The 20145-nt window shown below is 38.1% G+C and carries 13 protein-coding genes; 4 read left to right on the top strand and 9 right to left on the bottom strand.

Features of this window, described 5'->3' with window-relative positions; all coding sequences use genetic code 11:
- Positions 1 to 231 precede the first annotated feature (231 nt).
- The 8 genes from lpxK to serC all read right to left on the bottom strand — a co-directional run bounded on the left by lpxK (position 232) and on the right by serC (position 11557).
- Positions 232 to 1221 (bottom strand): tetraacyldisaccharide 4'-kinase, encoded by a 990-nt coding sequence (lpxK, locus tag GTH25_RS05810; protein ID WP_075673556.1) that lies wholly within the window; start codon positions 1219 to 1221, stop codon positions 232 to 234.
- Positions 1218 to 2963, bottom strand: a complete 1746-nt coding sequence (gene msbA / locus GTH25_RS05805; protein ID WP_075673555.1) for a lipid A ABC transporter ATP-binding protein/permease MsbA — start codon at positions 2961 to 2963, stop codon at positions 1218 to 1220. The genes lpxK and msbA overlap by 4 nt, the downstream gene beginning before the upstream one ends.
- Positions 2964 to 2999: 36 nt before the next feature.
- Positions 3000 to 5237, bottom strand: coding sequence for a DNA internalization-related competence protein ComEC/Rec2 (locus tag GTH25_RS05800; protein ID WP_238795314.1), 2238 nt, complete (start codon positions 5235 to 5237; stop codon positions 3000 to 3002).
- 545 nt (positions 5238 to 5782) lie between these two features.
- On the bottom strand, positions 5783 to 6070 hold the full coding sequence (gene ihfB, locus GTH25_RS05795; protein WP_004244587.1) for an integration host factor subunit beta: 288 nt from the start codon (positions 6068 to 6070) through the stop codon (positions 5783 to 5785).
- Between the two features lie 64 nt (positions 6071 to 6134).
- Positions 6135 to 7808, bottom strand: a complete 1674-nt coding sequence (gene rpsA / locus GTH25_RS05790; protein ID WP_006537421.1) for a 30S ribosomal protein S1 — start codon at positions 7806 to 7808, stop codon at positions 6135 to 6137.
- Positions 7809 to 7981: 173 nt separating this feature from the next.
- On the bottom strand, positions 7982 to 8668 hold the full coding sequence (gene cmk, locus GTH25_RS05785; protein WP_075673553.1) for a (d)CMP kinase: 687 nt from the start codon (positions 8666 to 8668) through the stop codon (positions 7982 to 7984).
- A 311-nt stretch (positions 8669 to 8979) separates the two neighbouring features.
- The gene (gene aroA, locus GTH25_RS05780) at positions 8980 to 10266 is read right to left on the bottom strand and encodes a 3-phosphoshikimate 1-carboxyvinyltransferase (protein WP_099659769.1); all 1287 of its coding nucleotides are present in this window, start codon (positions 10264 to 10266) and stop codon (positions 8980 to 8982) included.
- Positions 10267 to 10468: 202 nt separating this feature from the next.
- Positions 10469 to 11557 (bottom strand): 3-phosphoserine/phosphohydroxythreonine transaminase, encoded by a 1089-nt coding sequence (gene serC / locus GTH25_RS05775; RefSeq protein ID WP_023581318.1) that lies wholly within the window; start codon positions 11555 to 11557, stop codon positions 10469 to 10471.
- 136 nt (positions 11558 to 11693) lie between these two features.
- Here serC and GTH25_RS05770 point away from each other — a divergent pair, with 136 nt between their 5' ends.
- On the top strand, positions 11694 to 13124 hold the full coding sequence (locus GTH25_RS05770) for an MFS transporter (RefSeq protein ID WP_159363917.1): 1431 nt from the start codon (positions 11694 to 11696) through the stop codon (positions 13122 to 13124).
- 68 nt (positions 13125 to 13192) lie between these two features.
- Here GTH25_RS05770 and ansB read toward each other — a convergent pair whose 3' ends face one another.
- Positions 13193 to 14230: an L-asparaginase 2 gene (ansB, locus tag GTH25_RS05765; RefSeq protein WP_196563750.1), complete on the bottom strand. Its 1038-nt coding sequence runs from the start codon at positions 14228 to 14230 to the stop codon at positions 13193 to 13195.
- A gap of 228 nt (positions 14231 to 14458) precedes the next feature.
- Here ansB and ycaO point away from each other — a divergent pair, with 228 nt between their 5' ends.
- The 3 genes from ycaO to pflB all read left to right on the top strand — a co-directional run bounded on the left by ycaO (position 14459) and on the right by pflB (position 20080).
- Positions 14459 to 16216: a 30S ribosomal protein S12 methylthiotransferase accessory factor YcaO gene (gene ycaO / locus GTH25_RS05760; protein ID WP_164530384.1), complete on the top strand. Its 1758-nt coding sequence runs from the start codon at positions 14459 to 14461 to the stop codon at positions 16214 to 16216.
- 672 nt (positions 16217 to 16888) lie between these two features.
- A complete protein-coding gene (gene focA / locus GTH25_RS05755) occupies positions 16889 to 17743 on the top strand; it encodes a formate transporter FocA (protein WP_075673549.1) in 855 nt (284 codons plus the stop codon).
- Positions 17744 to 17797: 54 nt separating this feature from the next.
- Positions 17798 to 20080 (top strand): formate C-acetyltransferase, encoded by a 2283-nt coding sequence (gene pflB, locus GTH25_RS05750; RefSeq protein ID WP_075673548.1) that lies wholly within the window; start codon positions 17798 to 17800, stop codon positions 20078 to 20080.
- Positions 20081 to 20145 lie beyond the last annotated feature (65 nt).

Raw genomic sequence — 20145 nt, 5'->3', positions numbered from 1 at the left:
TCACCATCAGAAATTATTTTTATCATCCGTTGTGCACAAAAGCTGATGCTATTCACTGCACAAAATATTAACCCTACATTCAAGATCCACAAACTCTCCACACAAGGCTTTTGAGTAGATAGGGTAGTGGCGAATTAAATTGAACTACGACAAAAGCGATATGCGACTGTAGGTAGGTAATCTTCTATGTAACGCTATCCTGATTTCCACTATAAATATCATTGTTTCAGATCAGATACAAGTTTTTTTCGAGCCGTAAATTAAATTGCTAACTTGTTTTAGCACAGATTGACTATTTAATTCAGCGCTAACGGGTAAATACCACCAATTATCTTGAGCAAAATGCTGACATTTAACAGCATCCTTTTCTGTCATAATAAGAGGTTCTAAGTCAGGTGTTAAATCCTGTAATTCTTGAACACTGTAATCACTATGATCACTAAATGCTTTTGTTGTAATTAACTCTATCCCTTTTTCATGTAACGAGTTAAAAAACCTAGGAGGATGACCAATTCCAGCGATAGCAACAGCCTTTTTAATTTGCTGAACTGGTTTTTTTTCTCCTGTTTTAAGATTAACTGCAGTATCACCTTCCAGCACCATGCCAATCTCATTATTCTGGCTTATTCCACCATTCACGATAATTGCATCCACAGAATCTAATCGCCCTGCACGCTCTCGCATAGGACCTGCAGGTAGCCACCAACCATTGCCGAATCGACGTTGCCCATCAATGACAACAATTTCATAATCACGTTGTAATGCGTAATGCTGCAAACCATCATCAGTGATGATCACATCAAGCTCATGTTGAGCTAATAACGCTTTTACTGCATCTCGTCGATTAGGTGCAACTGCAACGGGAGCACCTGTTCGATGATAAATCAATACAGGCTCATCACCTGCCATGGCAGGTGTCGTATCTGATGACAAAAGTAATGGATAATGGTCTGATTTTCCGCCGTAACCACGAGAGACAACTCCTGGTTTAAACCCTTGTTGTATTAATTGCTCAACAAGCCATATCACAACAGGTGTTTTGCCATTCCCGCCTGCAGTTAAATTGCCAACAATCACAACTGGAATTGGGGCTTTCCATGATGCTAGCCATCCTTTCTGATATGCAAAACGCCTTAATAATGTAAGCGCGCCATACAACCATGAAAATGGAAGCAGTAGGATATAAAACCAAGATTTACCAGACCAAATCCGTTCAATCATTTGCCAAATTGCATCCTGTGAAGTTGTGCATAAATACCTTGTTTCTCAATCAAATCAAGGTGTGCGCCACGTTCAACAATTTCACCATCTTCAATAACTAATATTTCATCCGCTTTTTCAATAGTTGATAAACGGTGAGCAATCACTAAAGAGGTTCTGTTTTTCTGTAATTCATCAAGTGCTGACTGGATAGCACGCTCTGATTCTGTATCTAGCGCTGATGTAGCCTCATCAAGAATGAGGATTGGCGAATCTCGTAATAACGCTCTTGCAATTGCAATACGCTGACGTTGTCCACCTGAAAGTAATACACCATTTTCACCAATTTCAGTATCTAAGCCTTTATCCATTTTTTGGATAAAATCCATTGCATGTGCCATCTTCGCCGCTTTTTCAATATCTTCACGGGTATACTGATCTTCACATGCGTAGACAATATTATTTGCTACGGTTTCATTAAAAAGATGCACATTTTGAGAGACCAACGCGACTTGATTACGCAAAGATTTCAATGTGTATTCACGAATATCATGACCATTAATTAATATTTCACCTTCATTAATGTCATAAAAACGCGTGATCAGATTTGCAATCGTAGACTTACCAGAGCCTGAGCGTCCAACTAATGCAACAGTTTTACCTGCTGGAATGGTAAATGACATATTTTTCAGTGCTGGCGTATCTTTCGTGACATATTGGAAAGTCACATTACGGAATTCAATATCACCAGTTGGTTTTTTTAGTTCAAGCTTACCTGTGTCTTTTTCTTGCTCCATATCGAGGATAGTAAATAGCGTCTGACAAGCAGCCATACCACGCTGGAATTGAGCATTCACATTAGTCAGTGATTTCAATGGACGCATTAATGCAACCATTGAGGAGAATACAACAGTAATTGTACCTGCTGTTAATGTATCCATTATCTCAGGGAAACTCGCTGCATACAGAACAAATGCTAATGCAAGAGAAGCGATTATCTGAATAATAGGATCTGAAATTGATGATGCGACAACCATACGCATACCTTGACGGCGAATATGATTGCTTACATGGTTAAAGCGTTTATTTTCAACTTCTTGACCATTAAAAATCAGAACTTCTTTATGCCCTTTTAGCATTTGTTCTGCGCTAGTTGTCACTTGTCCCATGCTATTTTGGATACGCTTACTGATCGTTCTAAAACGAGTCGATACTATACGAATAACAACAGCAACAATAGGTGCGATAACGATAAGGATCAGGGATAATTGCCAGCTATAATAAAACATCAAACAAAATAGTCCGATGATATAGGCACCTTCACGTACAACGGTAATTAATGCGCCTGATGATGAAGAGGCAACTTGTTCTGAATCATATGTGATACGAGAGAGTAAAGTCCCTGTTGATTGCTGATCAAAAAAGCTCACCGGCATTCCCATAATATGAGAAAACAGTCGGCGACGCATATTCATTACAACTTTTCCAGAAACCCAAGAAAGACAGTAACTTGAAATAAAGTTAGATATACCACGCAGAGCTATCAGACCAATAACGGCAAAAGGCATCCATTTTAATACGTCATTACTGGCTTTACCAAAACCTTCATCAAGAAGTGGTTTTAATAAAGAAATCATAAATGCATCCACACCCGCATTGATGATTAATGCAATTGCAGCAGTGATTAAACCCGCTTTGAAAAGCCGGATCATTGGCCATAAGCGGCGGAATGTTTGCCACGTTGATAGATCTATATCATTCATATATATTACCAAACTTTTAATAATTAGCCGGTCATTCTACTCGGGAAACGTCAAAACACCAAACCACTGATGATACCAACGAGGCAAAATATCTCGCCTATAGGTAAATACATCAATATTATCTTGATTAAACTCGATAGAAACTTGCCCACTAATAGAGGTTGTTAGCCAATTAATAGCTTCTTTTTTATAACGATGATGTACTTTATCAGAAGGCAAACGCCAAGGGCTATAACGAGCGGCAGAAACAACTGAAAATTTTGGTGATACTGCTTGAATAAACATCAATGTGGATGATGTTTGACTACCATGATGAGGAACTTGTAAGACATCTGCTTTTAGTTGATCTTTTTTTACTCTTACCAATTGAGCTTCAGCTTCTTTTTCTATATCTCCAGTTAGTAGAATATTGTATTTCCCATCACTAACATTGATCACACAGGATTGATTATTTTTCGGGGAGAGTAATTTATCCAGTGGCCACAATGCATCAAATTGAAGCCCTTTCCACTGCCATGATTTATCACTTAAGCAAGGTAAATGCGAAGGTTCGTCAAAACTACTACGAATGCTTAAATTAGGATAAGTTTTTATTAAATCTTCCATTCCTCCTGTATGATCAAGATGATCATGACTAATGATCAATGCAACTGGCGTAAGTCGATGATGTCTTAAATAAGGAATGATGACACTCTTCGCAATCGAACCTCCATTTTTCCAACGCATTCCCGTGTCATAAATAACCGCTTCCCCTTCTTTTTCAAGAATAACTGCTAAGCCATGTCCAACATCTAACATAGATATTCGCCATTGGTAACGTGAAGAGGCAATGAATTCACCGTATAAAATAGTACCAATAGCCACAATGCAAATAAAATGATAACGCCACCATGACATTTTTATGATTAAAATAGTACCAATCCCAAAAAATCCTAATAATAAAGGAATGGCACCACTATTTTGCCAATATGGTAAAAATAAAGGAGCACGCCAAAAAGCAAGGTTAATAGAAAGATCAACCCAGTGCCAGATTATTGGTTGTAAAAATGAGAGAAAGAATGTCAATAATCCGAGCATTATTAATGGCACAGTAATAAAAGAAACAATAGGAACAGCCCATAAGTTAACGATAAAACTAAAAAAATTAGCGCCATTAAATAAATATAATTGGAATGGTAATAAAATAATTAATAAACCAAATTGTAAATGTACCAACCTTAAAATAAACCACCGTTTTTGATGGTTATATTTAGCTTTTAATGGGTACATCCAATACCAAAAGATAATGGCAAATACAGCAGAAAATGAAAGCCAAAAACTAGCTGAAAGTATAGAAAGAGGCTCAATAATAAGAATAAGTGCCGCACTCCAAAGTGCCCATTGCCAAGGTAAAAATAATCGACTCCCCCAATGTAAAATCACCCAAACAGTTAATCCAATAACAGCTCTTGTTGCTGGTATTCCCCAACCTGATAACGCAGTATAAAAAACACCACATAGCCAAGCTATAACTAATGGAAACCTTGGATTAATCCATCTGATAGGGAAAAAAAATTGAATACCTCTTGCAATAATCCAACCAAAAAAGGCTGCTAACCCTATATGTAAACCCGATATCACAATTAAATGGGCAATCCCTGTTTTCATATAGAGATCTTTTTTCTCAGGTTCAATATATCGCTTATCACCTAAGACTAAAGCAATAATTTCACCTTTATTTTTTGCTGTTTGCCAATGAGCGGTGATTTTCTGAATAAGTTGAGTACGTAGTGATATATCATCCCGGATAAACTTGGCTGTCATCACTTTACCCGTTAATGTTTCCTTCACAGAAACGGCATATTTTTGGCTATCAAACCCACCTTCATTTAAATAACTATGTACAGCTCTAAATTGAATCTTAAACTTCCAATATTGTCCTACAGCTATGTTTTTAGGCGGGCTTCGCCAATATACGTTTGCATACACAGATGATGAAAAGAGCGTCGTCTTCGTAATGGGTATTTTGATAATAATATTGCCATCTGTTAATTGACGATACTCCATAACCTTGGTTTCAAATGTTGCCATATTATCAGCAAACTGTTCTGTTCTCGTCATTAACGATGACGCAACCATATTTGAATAAACCCAGAAAAATAGAAATATCGCTGAAAAGCGACATAAGCAAAAAGGAATAAATAATAAAAATAGTGCAACAAGAATAATAATAGAATAAATAGTCTGACTAAAAAGCGTATATTGAACTAATAAAGGTAAGCAACCTAATATCATTGCCAAAGCTATATTGTCTAAAGTTAACTTCGTGAAATAGAGTCTTCGAAAATAGGCTGAATGAAAGCACCTCCGTTTTATTGATACCATCTTTAATTCAAAAAACTTTATCATTCGATTCAATAAAATCATTTCTAGCATCCTTGCCTACAATCATTCTTTAAATATCATGATGTTATTATTTAATTAAAGATAGGCTTTTAGGTCGTTTTTTAGTGATGCTTTATAAAAAGAAAAAGATCTCTTGTTACATACAATAATTTTTGAGAAGAAACTCGTAAAAAGCAAAACAACTAAGTGATATAGGTAATTAGATAGAGAAATTAAAATGAAAGCAGAATAAAGTAATAAAAAAGAAAGGTGCTAGTGAGACAAAATCAATAAAACGAATCGTTCAATCTAAGGTTGGGATTGAAGATGGAAGATGAAAAAAATTAGGGAGCAGAAAAATAAACTAAAAGTGATAATAATGGGTAATAAAAAACGGCACCTAAGTACCGTTTTTGAGAAAGTTAACTAACATCGTGCCATTTCGACAGGAGTTATTATTCCGTATAAATATTTACACGGTCACGTAACTCTTTACCTGGCTTAAAGTGTGGAACGTATTTACCTTCCAGCTCTACTTTATCACCAGTTTTCGGGTTACGACCCGTACGCGGCGCACGGTAGTGTAGAGAAAAACTGCCGAATCCGCGGACTTCGATACGCTCACCATCAGCTAAAGTATCAGCCATATGATCAAGCATTTCTTTTACAGCTTCTTCAACCGTCTTAGCCGAAAGATGAGATTGTAGGCCTGCAAGTCTCTCGATTAACTCAGACTTGGTCATATTACCTCCCTAAACTACCGATAAATAGGCAACGATTAACGTTGCCTTCCGTTAATAACTTAAATTATTCGCCTTTAGCTGCTTTGAAAGCTTCAGCCATAGCGTTATTTGAAAAACCAACTTCTTCTTTGTTGTTTACAGAAGCGATAGCGTCTTTCTCGTCTGCTTCGTCCTTAGCACGAACAGATAAGTTGATAACGCGGTTTTTACGGTCAACGCCAGTGTATTTAGCTTCTACAGCTTCGCCAACATTCAGAACCAGAGTTGCATCTTCAACGCGGTCACGTGAAGCTTCTGAAGCACGCAGGTAACCTTCAACACCGTCAGCTAATTCTACAGTTGCGCCTTTAGCGTCAACAGCAGTTACTTTACCAGAAACAATAGCACCTTTTTTGTGAGCAGACAGGTAATTATTGAATGGATCTTCTGATAATTGTTTAACGCCCAGTGAGATACGTTCACGTTCAGCATCAACTTGCAGAACTACAGCAGCGATTTCGTCGCCTTTTTTGTATTCACGAACTGCTTCTTCACCTGCAACATTCCAAGAAATGTCAGATAAATGAACCAGACCGTCGATACCGCCGTCTAAACCGATGAAGATACCGAAGTCAGTGATAGACTTGATTTTACCTTCAACACGGTCGTTCTTGTTGTGAGTTTCTGCAAACTGCTGCCATGGGTTAGATTTGCACTGTTTCAGACCCAGTGAAATACGACGACGTTCTTCATCGATGTCAAGAACCATAACTTCAACAACATCACCAACGTTAACAACTTTAGATGGGTGAATGTTTTTGTTAGTCCAATCCATTTCAGAAACGTGTACCAGACCTTCAACACCTTCTTCGATTTCTACGAAGCAACCGTAATCAGTCAGGTTAGTTACACGACCAGTCAGTTTAGTACCTTCTGGATAACGTTTAGCGATAGCTACCCATGGATCTTCGCCCAGTTGTTTCAGACCTAGTGATACGCGAGTACGTTCACGGTCGAATTTCAGGACTTTAACAGTGATTTCGTCGCCAACATTGACAATTTCGCTTGGGTGTTTAACACGTTTCCAAGCCATATCAGTGATGTGCAGTAAGCCGTCAACACCGCCCAGATCAACGAATGCACCGTAGTCAGTAAGGTTCTTAACGATACCTTTAACTTCCATGCCTTCTTGCAGGTTTTCTAATAACTGATCGCGTTCTGCGCTGTTTTCAGATTCGATAACCGCACGACGAGACACAACAACGTTGTTACGTTTTTGGTCTAATTTGATGACTTTGAACTCAAGCTCTTTGTTTTCCAGATGAGTTGTATCGCGAACTGGGCGAACGTCTACCAGTGAACCTGGTAAGAACGCACGAATGCCGTTCAGTTCAACAGTGAAACCACCTTTAACTTTACCGTTGATGATACCAACAACAGTTTCGTTTTCTTCGTAAGCTTTTTCCAGCATCAGCCACGCTTCGTGACGTTTAGCTTTCTCACGAGACAGAACGGTTTCACCGAAGCCATCTTCAACCGCGTCCAGAGCAACATCAATTTCGTCGCCCACTTGGATTTCTAATTCGCCTTGAGCGTTTTTGAATTGTTCTACAGGAATAGCAGATTCTGATTTCAGACCTGCATCAACCAGAACAACGTCTTTATCGATAGCAACTACAACGCCGCGAACGATAGCGCCAGGACGAGTTTCGATTGTTTTTAGGGATTCTTCAAAGAGTTGAGCAAAAGATTCTGTCATGTTAATGATCTTCAAGTAAATTTAATTAACGTCCATTTAGCATCCGGCCGAATGGGGTTGTTTCACATACCTCGTTACATCCTTTGTGACAAGGTCATCGGGCATTGTTGTGTTTTCATTAACACGTCAACCCGATTTTGATAATTACCTAGTATAAACGAAATAAAAATTAATTACGCTGATAATTGCAGATTTTTTTTAGCATAAGTCAACGATTTTTCAATGACTTCGTCGATAGACAAGCTTGTAGAATCGAGAATTAATGCATCTTTCGCCGCAACAAGTGGCGCAACAGCACGATTCCGGTCACGGTAATCGCGTTCTTTTATCTCGGATAAAAGGCGCTCAAAGTTAACATTAAAGCCCTTTTCCTGCAACTGTAACATGCGACGACGCGCGCGCTCTTCTGCACTCGCTTCTAAAAATATTTTCACTTGAGCATCAGGAAAAACGATTGTGCCCATATCTCGACCATCGGCAATTAAGCCCGGCGCTGTACGAAATGCACGCTGGCGACGCAATAATGCTTCTCTTACTCGAGGAAAAGTTGCAGCTTGTGATGCCGTATTCCCAACTGTTTCTGTTCGAATTTCTGTTGAAACATCTTCACCTTCTAGAATGACACTTAAGCCATTCTCATTAGGAATAAAACGCACATCCAAATTTGCCGCCAAAGGTACTAATGCATCTTCGGAAGTAATATCAACGTGATGATGTAAAGCTGCTAATGCCAATACACGATAAATAGCGCCAGAATCGAGTAAATGCCAGCCAAATGCTTGCGCTAATGCTTGGCATAATGTTCCTTTACCTGCTCCGCTAGGCCCATCAACAGTTATAACAGGGACGATAACCGCCATGAGTTTCTCCTTTTCGTGGGTACTGCATTTCTGTGTTTGTTGCTCTTATTACATTGATATAATAGGCATAGTATTCAAACAGAGAAAAACAGTATTAATATATGCGCGACATTATACGCATACAATGTATAGGAAGAAACAAGCAGATAAGCACTAAAGAGTCTTATTTAATATTATTTTTTGAGGTGGCGTATTTTTTAGAAAAATTAATCTAATTATAATAAAAAATCGGCAGTATTGTTCTCCCAAAGATTCAATACTGCCGATTTAACTGATTTAATTTTGACTCATTTTAATTAATGATTTTTACATTAATTATTACGTTGAGAAAGTGTTTCTAATTTCTCAAAATAATCAGGGAAGGTTTTTGCGGTACATCCCGGATCAAGAATAGTAATTGGTGTATCAGAAAGCGCTACCAGCGAAAAACACATCGCAATACGATGGTCGTTATAAGTTTCAATATCCGCAGTGGTTAACTGTTTTGGTGGTGTTACTTTTAAGTAGTCGTGCCCTTCTTCAACAATCGCCCCCACTTTTTGTAACTCTGCCGCCATTGCTGCTAATCGGTCAGTTTCTTTTACACGCCAGTTATAAATATTGCGGATAACCGTTTCGCCTTCAGCAAAAAGTGCCGTAGTAGCAATGGTCATTGCTGCATCAGGGATAGTATTCATATCCATATCAATGCCTTTTAACGTTCCACGCTCACACTCAATATAGTCCTCACCCCAGCGTACTTTTGCACCCATTTTTTCAAGTACAGAAGCAAAGTGAATATCTCCTTGTAAGCTATTTTTACCAATACCTGTAACACGTACCGTACCGCCTTTAATAGCAGCAGCAGCTAAAAAGTAAGATGCCGATGAAGCATCACCTTCTACAAGGTACTTTCCTGGTGATTGATATTGTTGGCCACCTTTTATAATAAAGCGCTGGTAGTCTTGGTTTTCAATTTTTCCACCAAAGGTATTAATTAATGCTAAGGTAATATCAATGTAAGGTTTTGATACTAATTCGCCTTTAATGGCGATAGTCGTATCTTGCTCTGCCAAAGGTGCCATCATTAATAAAGCAGTCAAAAACTGGCTAGAAACACTACCATCAACCTCAACATTGCCACCTAAAAAACCACCACTTAAGCGAATTGGTGGATAATCAGTCTGTTCAAGGTAGTCAATTTTTGCACCACCTTGGCGTAAAGCGTCAACTAAATGCCCAATTGGACGCTCTTTCATACGAGGTTCACCAGTAAGAACAATATCATGCTGACCGAGATTTAATGCAGCCGCTAATGGGCGCATTGCTGTACCAGCGTTACCTAAGAAGAGTTCTAATGGCGAATTTGTTTTAAATTCACTGCCTAGTCCTTCAATATCACATACCGTATTGTTATTTGATAATTGATATTGCACACCTAATGCTTTTAGTGCATTAAGCATATGACGAATATCATCACTATCTAATAAGTTAGTTAAACGAGTTTTACCTTTAGCTAAAGCCGCTAATAACAACGCACGGTTAGAGACACTTTTTGATCCTGGTAAATTAATAACACCTTCGATATGAGCGATAGGTTGTAATGTTAACGATTCCATAAACAGGTAAAAACTCCAATAAACAAGTAAATTAAGCGGGGGATGCTGTTTAATTAAATATAAAATTATTTAGGCACTTATATTTTTATTTATTATTCTGTACTTGGTAACTCAATTTTAATTATTAACATCTTAAAGATTGAATAATAAGAAAACCTGTATTTTAAGCAGGCTTTCTTATTCTAGTTCTAGATTTTATTTATTACGCATGGCGTCGTTCAAAATCAGCCATAAAGTCGACTAATGCTTGAACACCTTCCAATGGCATTGCGTTATAAATTGAAGCGCGCATACCACCTGATACACGGTGACCTTTTAATGCGACTAAACCTTGAGCTTCTGCCTCTTTTAAAAATACGGAATCCAGTTCAGGAGAAGACATTTGGAAAGGCACATTCATTAGTGAACGATTTTCTGTGGCAATACGGTTGATATAAAAATCACTATTATCAATTGCACTATAAAGAAGCGCTGCTTTTTCATAGTTACGTTTTGCCATCTCTTGTAAACCACCTTGCTCTTTCAGCCATTTAAAGACCATACCTGATAAATACCAAGCAAAGGTAGGTGGTGTATTAAACATGGAGTCATTTTCAGCAAGCACTGTGTAATCAAACACAGAAGGTGTTTCTTTGCGCGCTTTACCTAATAGATCTTCACGAATAATGACAATAGTTAACCCCGCAGGACCAATATTCTTTTGTGCACCCGCATAGATAACACCAAAACGGCTAACATCTATCGGTTGAGATAAAATCGAAGATGAGTAGTCAGCAATAACAATTTTGCTATCATCAAAATCTGGCTCTTCATGAATGGCAATACCATCAATGGTTTCATTTGGGCAATAATGCACATAAGCTGCATCAGCGCTTAATTGCCACTCTTTCATTGGTTTAACACCAATTTTGCCATCAACTTCTGTTTTAATTTTAATTATATTTGGCGAACAATATTTTTCAGCTTCTTCGGCTGCACTTTTTGCCCAATAACCACCATCAATATAATCAGCGCTTACTTTATCGCCTAATAAATTGAGAGGTAAAGCAGCAAAATGACCTCGAGCACCACCGTGACAAAAAAGAATTTTGTAGTTTTCTGGCACATTGAGAAGATCACGAAGATCTTGTTCTGCCTGATGAGCAACTTCAAGAAACTCTTTACTGCGGTGGCTAATTTCCATAACCGAACGCCCTAGTTCATGCCAGTTGCATAATTCTAATTCTGCACGACGAAGGACTTCTGCCGGTAACATAGCCGGACCTGCACTAAAGTTATATACCTGACTCATTCAAATTCACCCTATCTGAATATGTTTTTACAAAATGACCTTTATCGGTTGTATCATTCCCGTTAAATTGGCGCAATGATTATTGTGAACTAACGCATAATATGCAGAGCATAAAAATAATGGCTAGGAGTGTTTTATGTCGGGGAGTGTAAATAAAAAAGAAGAAGCAAGCTGGGGAATGCTTCTTCATGGAAAAAATAGTCTAAAATCGCTCGCTTTAGCAGGAGGTGTCGCATTACACGCAATTAATGTCTATATTACGATCACAACGCTACCTTCAATTGTACGTGATATCGGTGGGCTTAATTTATATGCATGGAACACCACTGTTTTTATTCTGGCGTCAATTCTCTCTTCTGCATTAACTTCACGATTACTGAGTGCATTCGCACCTCGCAATAGTTATCTTTTTGCCACTATTTGCTTTTTAGCAGGCTCTGTTATTTGTGCAACAGCACCTTCAATGCAGATATTACTTTTAGGGCGATTTATTCAAGGGGCTGGCGGAGGAATGTTGCTGGCACTTGCTTACTCTTTAGTCAGAGTCATGTTCCCTCAACCACTTTGGTCCAGAGCTATGGCGTTAATGTCTAGTATGTGGGGAATATCGACACTATTAGGCCCCGCATTAGGTGGAATATTTGCTGAATATGATGTTTGGCGTGGTGCATTTTGGTCTATTTTATTTGTAGGCATTCCTTACGCTATTTTATTATTTACTATTCTTCCTACCGAGAATAATACTGATAATATTGTCGCCAAAACGCCATTACCTTATCAACAGCTTATTTTATTAATGCTCGCTGTGTTATCTATTTCTATTGGTAGTCTTTATAACGTTATTTTATATAACACCTTATCCATTATATTTGCTGTGATCTTTATTTTACTGTTAGTCAATATTGATAAAAAATCAAATGATGGCTTATTTCCTAAAGGGACATTTTCTTTTTCTGCACCATTAGCACCAATATATCTCACTATGGCTTTATTAGGGATAAGTGTACAAACAGAAGTCTTTGTGCCCTACTTCTTGCAAATTATCCATAATATTACCCCTCTGCTTTCGGGTTATTTAGCTGCATTGGTGGGTGCGGGTTGGTCTTTCTCTGCCATTGTGTCTTCATCAAGAAAACAACATACTGCTCAAAAATTAATGCGTTTGGGTCCAATGATTAACTTTTCAGCCATTGTGATCCTTGGCTTATTTATCTCTAATGTTCTAACCATACCTTATGGGCAAATTATCATTATTTGTATAGCCTTATTTTTTACAGGTGCCGGTATTGGTATGGCGTGGCCTCATTATTTAACTCGTGTATTGCATGTTTCTCAAGGGCAAGAAGCTCAAAAAGCAGCAACATCTATTACCACAATCCAATTGTTTTCAACGGCTGTTGGTGCCTCTATTTCAGGAACGGTGGTTAATATGGCTGGGTTAACAGATCCGGGTGGCATGATAGGCGCTCAAAATGCGGCACATTGGCTCTTTATTGTTTTTGCAATAACGCCATTAATTGCTTTTTTTACCGCAAGAGTTGTTGTCTCTCGAGCCCAAACCAATTAGCCATTTCACTCTTTAAAAATAACAAAGCCTCATAAATGAGGCCTTGTTATTATTCAAACTCTTTTAAATTAATACTTTTCGAAATTCTCTTGGATCTTCGCAGGCTCTTGCGTTTGTGTTAAAGATAATTGTAACAACACTCTCGCTTTTTGTGGGTTTAAGCGCTCTGATGCAACAAAGCCATATTTTGCATCATCAACTTCACCATTTTGTGTAGTAAAGCCTACTGGTACACGGCTTGCACGCACAACAACCACACCTTTTTTAGCGCCATCAGCTAAAGTATCAAAAATATCAGTATATAAGTTACCATTACCAACACCTGCGCTGACAATACCTTTATAGCCATTATCAATAAAGGCTTTTGCTGGTAAATTAGAGGCATTGGAGTAATTATAAACAATACCAACTTTTGGTAATTCAGTCAGTTTACTGACATCAAATACGGGTTTATCTGCTCGAGGTAATGCTGCAGTGTAGTAATGAACCTTACCATTATGCACATAACCTTGAGCACCAGCGTTAACGGGTTGGAATGCTTGAACTTCAGTCGTGTTCATTTTCACAACATCTTTACCACTGATAACCGCATTATTCATGGTTACTAATACACCACGATCTTCAGAGGCTTTATCACTCGCAATCACAACAGCATTAAATAAATTTAAAGGGCCTTCAGCACCTAATGCTGTTGCAGGACGCATTGCACCCACCATAACGACAGGTTTTTTACACGCAGTGGTTAAATCAAGAAAATAGGCTGTTTCTTCCATGGTATCTGTACCATGAGTAATCACAAAGCCGTCTGTTTTATCGCAGTCTGCATTAATTTTATTAGCCAGCTTAAGCCATACTTGGTCATTCATATCTTGAGAGCCGATATTCACGACTTGCTCGCCTTTTAAATTGGCAACTTTTTTAGCCTCAGGTACTGCATTAATCAATGTATCAATGCCTAATTTACCTGCTGTATAGCTTGATGTTGTTGCGGAATCGCCACCACCAGCAATTGTGCCACCTGTTGCTAAAATAGTGATATTAGGTAAGGCAAAAGCAGAACCACTGATTACAGCTAACAGGCTGGCGAGCAATGTTTTTTTCATCATCGAACTTATCCCTTATGAGTTTATAAATAAATCTAATTATGATGATTTAAAATTATTAATTCCGTGATAAATCGAACGAATTTATTAAAAAAACTCATATATAAAACAAATTATGAGTTATAAATATAGTTAGCCTTGGGTAAATGAGAGAAATTATTAGTGCATCACAGGGGATTTCAGTATCATGTGCCCCTAACTATCACCAGCAAAATATTGATGAAACCTGCCATGTCACAAACATTTATTCCTGGCAAAGATGCCGCACTGGAAGATTCTATCGCTAGCTTTCAGCAAAAATTAACCGACTTAGGATTTAACATTGAAGAAGCTTCATGGTTAAACCCTGTTCCTAACGTTTGGTCTGTTCATATTCGCGATAAAGATTGCCCTTTATGTTTTACCAACGGTAAAGGTGCCAGTAAAAAAGCAGCATTAGCTTCTGCATTAGGCGAATACTTTGAACGTCTCTCAACCAATTATTTCTTCTCTGATTTCTGGCTAGGTGCTGATATTGCAGAAGGTGAATTTGTTCATTATCCAAGTGAAAAGTGGTTCCCTCTAACAGAAGATGATTCTGTTCCTGCGGGCTTATTAGATGCACGTTTACGTGAATTTTATGATCCTGAAAGTGAGTTATGCGGTAGTGAGTTAGTTGATTTACAATCAAGTAATCATAATCGCGGAATTTGCGCACTACCATTTATACGTCAATCTGATGAAAAACCTGTTTATATTCCTGTAAACATTATTGCTAACTTATATGCATCTAATGGTATGTCAGCAGGAAATACAAAGAATGAAGCGCGTGTTCAAGGATTGTCTGAAGTTTTTGAACGCTATGTAAAAAATCGCATTATCACCGAAAGAATTAGCTTACCTGAAATTCCTAAAGAAGTTTTAGCTCGCTACCCTGCTGTTATTGAAGCGATTGATACATTAGAGCAAGAAGGTTTCCCAATCTTTAGCTTTGACGCATCTTTAGGGGGACAATTCCCTGTTATTTGTGTTGTGTTATTCAATCCACAAAATGGCACATGCTTTGCCTCTTTTGGTGCTCACCCTGATTTTGGTGTAGCTTTAGAGCGTACTGTCACAGAACTATTACAAGGCCGTAGTCTTAAAGATCTCGATGTCTTTAATCCGCCAAGTTTTGATGATGAAGAAGTCGGTGATCACACTAATCTTGAAACGCACTTTATTGATTCAAGTGGTTTAATTAGTTGGGATCTCTTTAAGAAAGATGCCGATTACACATTTGTTGATTGGAACTTTAGTGGTACGACAGAAGAAGAATTCCACACCTTAATGTCACTTTGCCAACAATGTGATGCAGAAGTCTACATCATGGACTACTCACACTTGAGTGTTTACGCTTGTCGTATTTTAGTACCTGGCTTATCAGATATTTATCCCGCTGAAGATCTACAGTTAGCCAATAACATTATGGGTGTACATTGGCGTGATACTATTCTTTCGTTACCAACAAGCGAAGGCACTAAAGAAGAGTACCTTTCTCTTATTGGTCAGTTTGATGAAGATGGCTTAGACGACTTTACACGTATCAGAGAGATGATTGGTATTGCTCCGGGTAAAGATAATGGTTGGAGCCATTTACGAGTAGGCGAATTAAAATCAATGTTAGCGCTTGCAGGTGGCGATCTTGATCAAGCGCTTGTTTGGGTTGAATGGACTCAAGATTTTAATGCTTCTTTATTTACACCTGAGCGTCAGAACTATTATCGCTGTTTACACAATCTCTTATTATTACAACAAGAGACTGAACGTGAACCAGCACAATATATGCACGCATTTTCTCGTATGTATGGCGAAAAAACATTACAAGCAGCCTTAAACGCAATGCAAGGTAAACAAGCATTTTACGGATTACAAACTATTGATCCTGATTTAGCTAATTTACCTATTCATCAGTCGCTACTTGCAGCCTATGAGAAATTACAGAAAGCAAAACGTCAATCGGCTAAATAAGCCTATTTTGTTTAAGGTTATTTATTAAATAATAACTAAATTTAACTGAATAATAAGCACGTATTTAAATTGAAACACTCTATTGAAAAGTAGAGTGTTTTATTTTGTTGAAAATAAATTTTTGACAATTTTGTCAACTTGACAAATATGCCATCCGACAAAATTGTCAAAATATGGCAAAATTGACGATTTTAGATATTTAATGCGACACTATAAATATATATTGAACTTTTGCACTAAGAATATAGCTTAAATACAGTTTAAATTGCTATTTGTTTAACCAGATCTCAAAAATTTAAAAACCTTATTTTTATAATGGATATATGTCTGGAGTAATCAATAAAGATTAACCACAAATAAAGTAATGTTTATATTTATGACAAAAGTAAATAAGGCGTTAAATTTGATTTTTAATTCTTAACATACGGGGTTTAAATAATACTTTATATTTACTTTTTACTTTATTTATCCAGCTAGTCTAAAATTTTTTGATAATTTTTAAAAAATTTTTTTATTTTATTAATCAAATAGTTATAGCTAAAATAGCGGGTTTTTACGCACTAAAAACAGGATTCTAATGAGCGACCATGATCCATATCAATTTTAGAAGTAAGCCCCTTTGCTACTATTATTGCGTGCTATAATTATTCCAACATATAAGAGAGTGTTAGTATGAAAGCTGACAGCCCTTTTAATTTATTATCACCTGCTGATATGGCAAAAGTTGCCGATGACGCATGTTGTTATAAAGCAAATAAACAGATCCCAATGACTTACTTATCTGCATTTACTGCGGGAATGTTTATATCAATTGCTTTTGTTTTTTATATTACTGCTACTACAGGTACCGCATCTGTTCCTTTTGGGCTGGCTAAATTAGTCGGTGGGATCTGCTTCTCTCTGGGGTTAATGCTCGTTGTCGTTTGTGGCGCGGACTTATTCACCTCAACTGTTCTTACTATTATACCTAAAGCAACCGGACGTATATCTTGGGGCAAAATGTTTGCTAACTGGATAAATGTCTATCTTGGCAACTTTGTTGGCGCACTCTTTTTTGTCGCCTTAATGTGGTTTGCTGGTCAACATATGGCAGCAAATGGGCTTTGGGGGTTGAATGTTTTACAAACTGCGCAACATAAACTAGAGCACACGTTTATTGAAGCAGTTTGTTTAGGTATTCTAGCTAACTTAATGGTTTGTCTTGCAGTATGGATGAGCTATGCAGGCCGTACGCTGATTGATAAGCTTTTTGCACTGATTTTACCTATCGGTATGTTCGTTGCTAGTGGTTTTGAGCACAGTATCGCTAACATGTTTCTTATTCCTTTAGGTATTGTTATTAAGAATTTTGCACCAGCAGAATTCTGGACTAAAGTAGGTGCATCATCCGAACAATTTTCAAATTTAACTGTATCAAATTTTCTCTCTAATAATTTATTACCTGTCACTATCGGTAACATTATTGGCGGAGCAGTCCTAGTCGGTCTGGTATACTGGTTAATGCATCTGCGCGGTGACAAACATTAATCCGTGCAGGTATGACTGATTTCTTAAGTTCCATTGTAAAAAGGTAGAAGTATCATGTCTGATTTAAATGAAAAATTTGCTGAAGCATGGAAAGGTTTTTCTGAAGGTGAATGGCAGAACGGTGTTAACGTTCGTGACTTTATTCAAAAAAACTACACTCCATATGAAGGCGACGAATCTTTCCTAGCAGGTTCCACTAAAGCAACTGATACACTTTGGGAACAAGTTATGGAAGGCATCAAAATCGAAAACCGCACGCATGCGCCGGTTGATTTTGATACTTCTGTTGCTTCAACTATCACATCTCACGATGCGGGTTACATCACTAAAGATTTAGAACAAATCGTAGGTTTACAGACTGATGCACCTCTGAAACGTGCGATCATCCCATTCGGTGGTATCCGTATGGTTGAAAGTTCTTGCCATGCTTACAACCGTGAGCTGGATCCAGAACTGAAAAAAATCTTTACTGATTACCGTAAAACTCACAACCAAGGCGTTTTCGATGTTTATACTCCAGACATCTTAAAATGCCGTAAATCTGGTATTTTAACAGGTTTACCAGATGCATATGGTCGTGGCCGTATCATCGGTGATTACCGTCGTGTAGCACTGTACGGTATTGAGTTCCTGCGTAAAGATAAATTTGCCCAATTCACCTCTTTACAAGAAAGAATGGAAAAAGGCGAAGATCTGGAAATGACTATCCAACTGCGTGAAGAAATCGCAGAGCAGCACGCTGCTTTAGGTCAAATCCAAGAAATGGCTGCGAAATACGGTTACGATATTTCTCGTCCAGCTCAAAACGCTAAAGAAGCAGTACAATGGACTTACTTCGGTTACTTAGCCGCCGTTAAATCTCAAAACGGTGCTGCAATGTCATTTGGTCGTGTATCTACTTTCTTAGATATCTACATCCAACGTGATATTGATGCAGGTTTACTGACAGAAGAACAAGCTCAGGAATTAATTGACCACTTAGTCATGAAATTACGTATGGTTCGTTTCTTACGTACTCCTGAATATGATGAGCTGTTCTCTGGTGACCCAATCTGGGCAACAGAATCTTTAGCAGGTATGGGTTTAGATGGCCGTACTCTGGTAACTAAGAATACTTTCCGTTTCTTAAATACCCTGTACACAATGGGTCCATCACCAGAACCAAACATGACCATCCTGTGGTCAGAACAACTGCCTATCAACTTTAAAAAATACGCAGCGAAAGTCTCAATCGATACTTCTTCAATCCAGTACGAAAATGATGACTTAATGCGTCCTGACTTCGACAGCGATGACTATGCAATCGCATGTTGTGTTAGCCCAATGGTTGTTGGTAAACAAATGCAGTTCTTCGGTGCTCGTGCAAACTTAGCGAAAACCTTACTGTATACCATCAATGGTGGTGTTGACGAAAAACTGAAAATCCAAGTAGGTCCAAAACATGCGCCAATCATGGATGAAGTATTAAACTTCGATACCGTGATGAACCAAATGGATCACTTTATGGATTGGTTAGCAACTCAGTACGTCACTGCGCTGAACGTTATCCACTATATGCACGATAAATACAGCTATGAAGCAGCTCTGATGGCACTTCATGACCGTGATGTATATCGTACAATGGCATGTGGTATCGCAGGTCTGTCTGTTGCTGCTGACTCACTGTCTGCAATCAAATATGCAAAAGTTTCTCCAATCCGTGATGAAAACGGCTTAGCGATTGACTTCAAAATTGACGGCGAATACCCACAATTCGGTAACAACGATTCTCGTGTAGATGACATCGCTTGTGACTTAGTTGAACGTTTCATGAAGAAAATTCAGAAACTGCGTACATACCGTAATGCGGTACCTACACAGTCAATCCTGACTATTACTTCAAACGTTGTTTACGGTAAGAAAACAGGTAACACTCCAGACGGTCGTCGTGCAGGCGCACCATTCGGACCAGGTGCTAACCCAATGCACGGTCGTGACCAAAAAGGTGCAGTAGCTTCTCTGACTTCTGTTGCGAAACTGCCATTTGCTTATGCAAAAGATGGTATTTCTTACACCTTCTCAATCGTACCTAATGCATTAGGTAAAGATGATGATGTTCGTAAAGCGAATCTTGCTGGTCTGATGGATGGTTACTTCCACCATGAAGCAGGCATCGAAGGTGGTCAACACCTGAACGTCAACGTGATGAACCGTGAAATGCTGTTAGAAGCAATGGAAGATCCTGAGAAATATCCTCAGTTAACTATCCGTGTTTCTGGTTATGCAGTTCGCTTTAACTCACTGACTAAAGAGCAACAGCAAGACGTTATCACCCGTACATTTACACAAACAATGTAATTAAGATAACTATATGCATTTATTTACTGAGAAAGTAGATAAAATCGCTTAGAATAAAGGCCCCT

The organism is Proteus terrae subsp. cibarius (genome assembly GCF_011045835.1).
Taxonomy (GTDB): domain Bacteria; phylum Pseudomonadota; class Gammaproteobacteria; order Enterobacterales; family Enterobacteriaceae; genus Proteus; species Proteus cibarius.
Note: the sequence above shows the minus strand (reverse complement) of the source record. Positions and strands in the feature narration are given on the sequence as shown.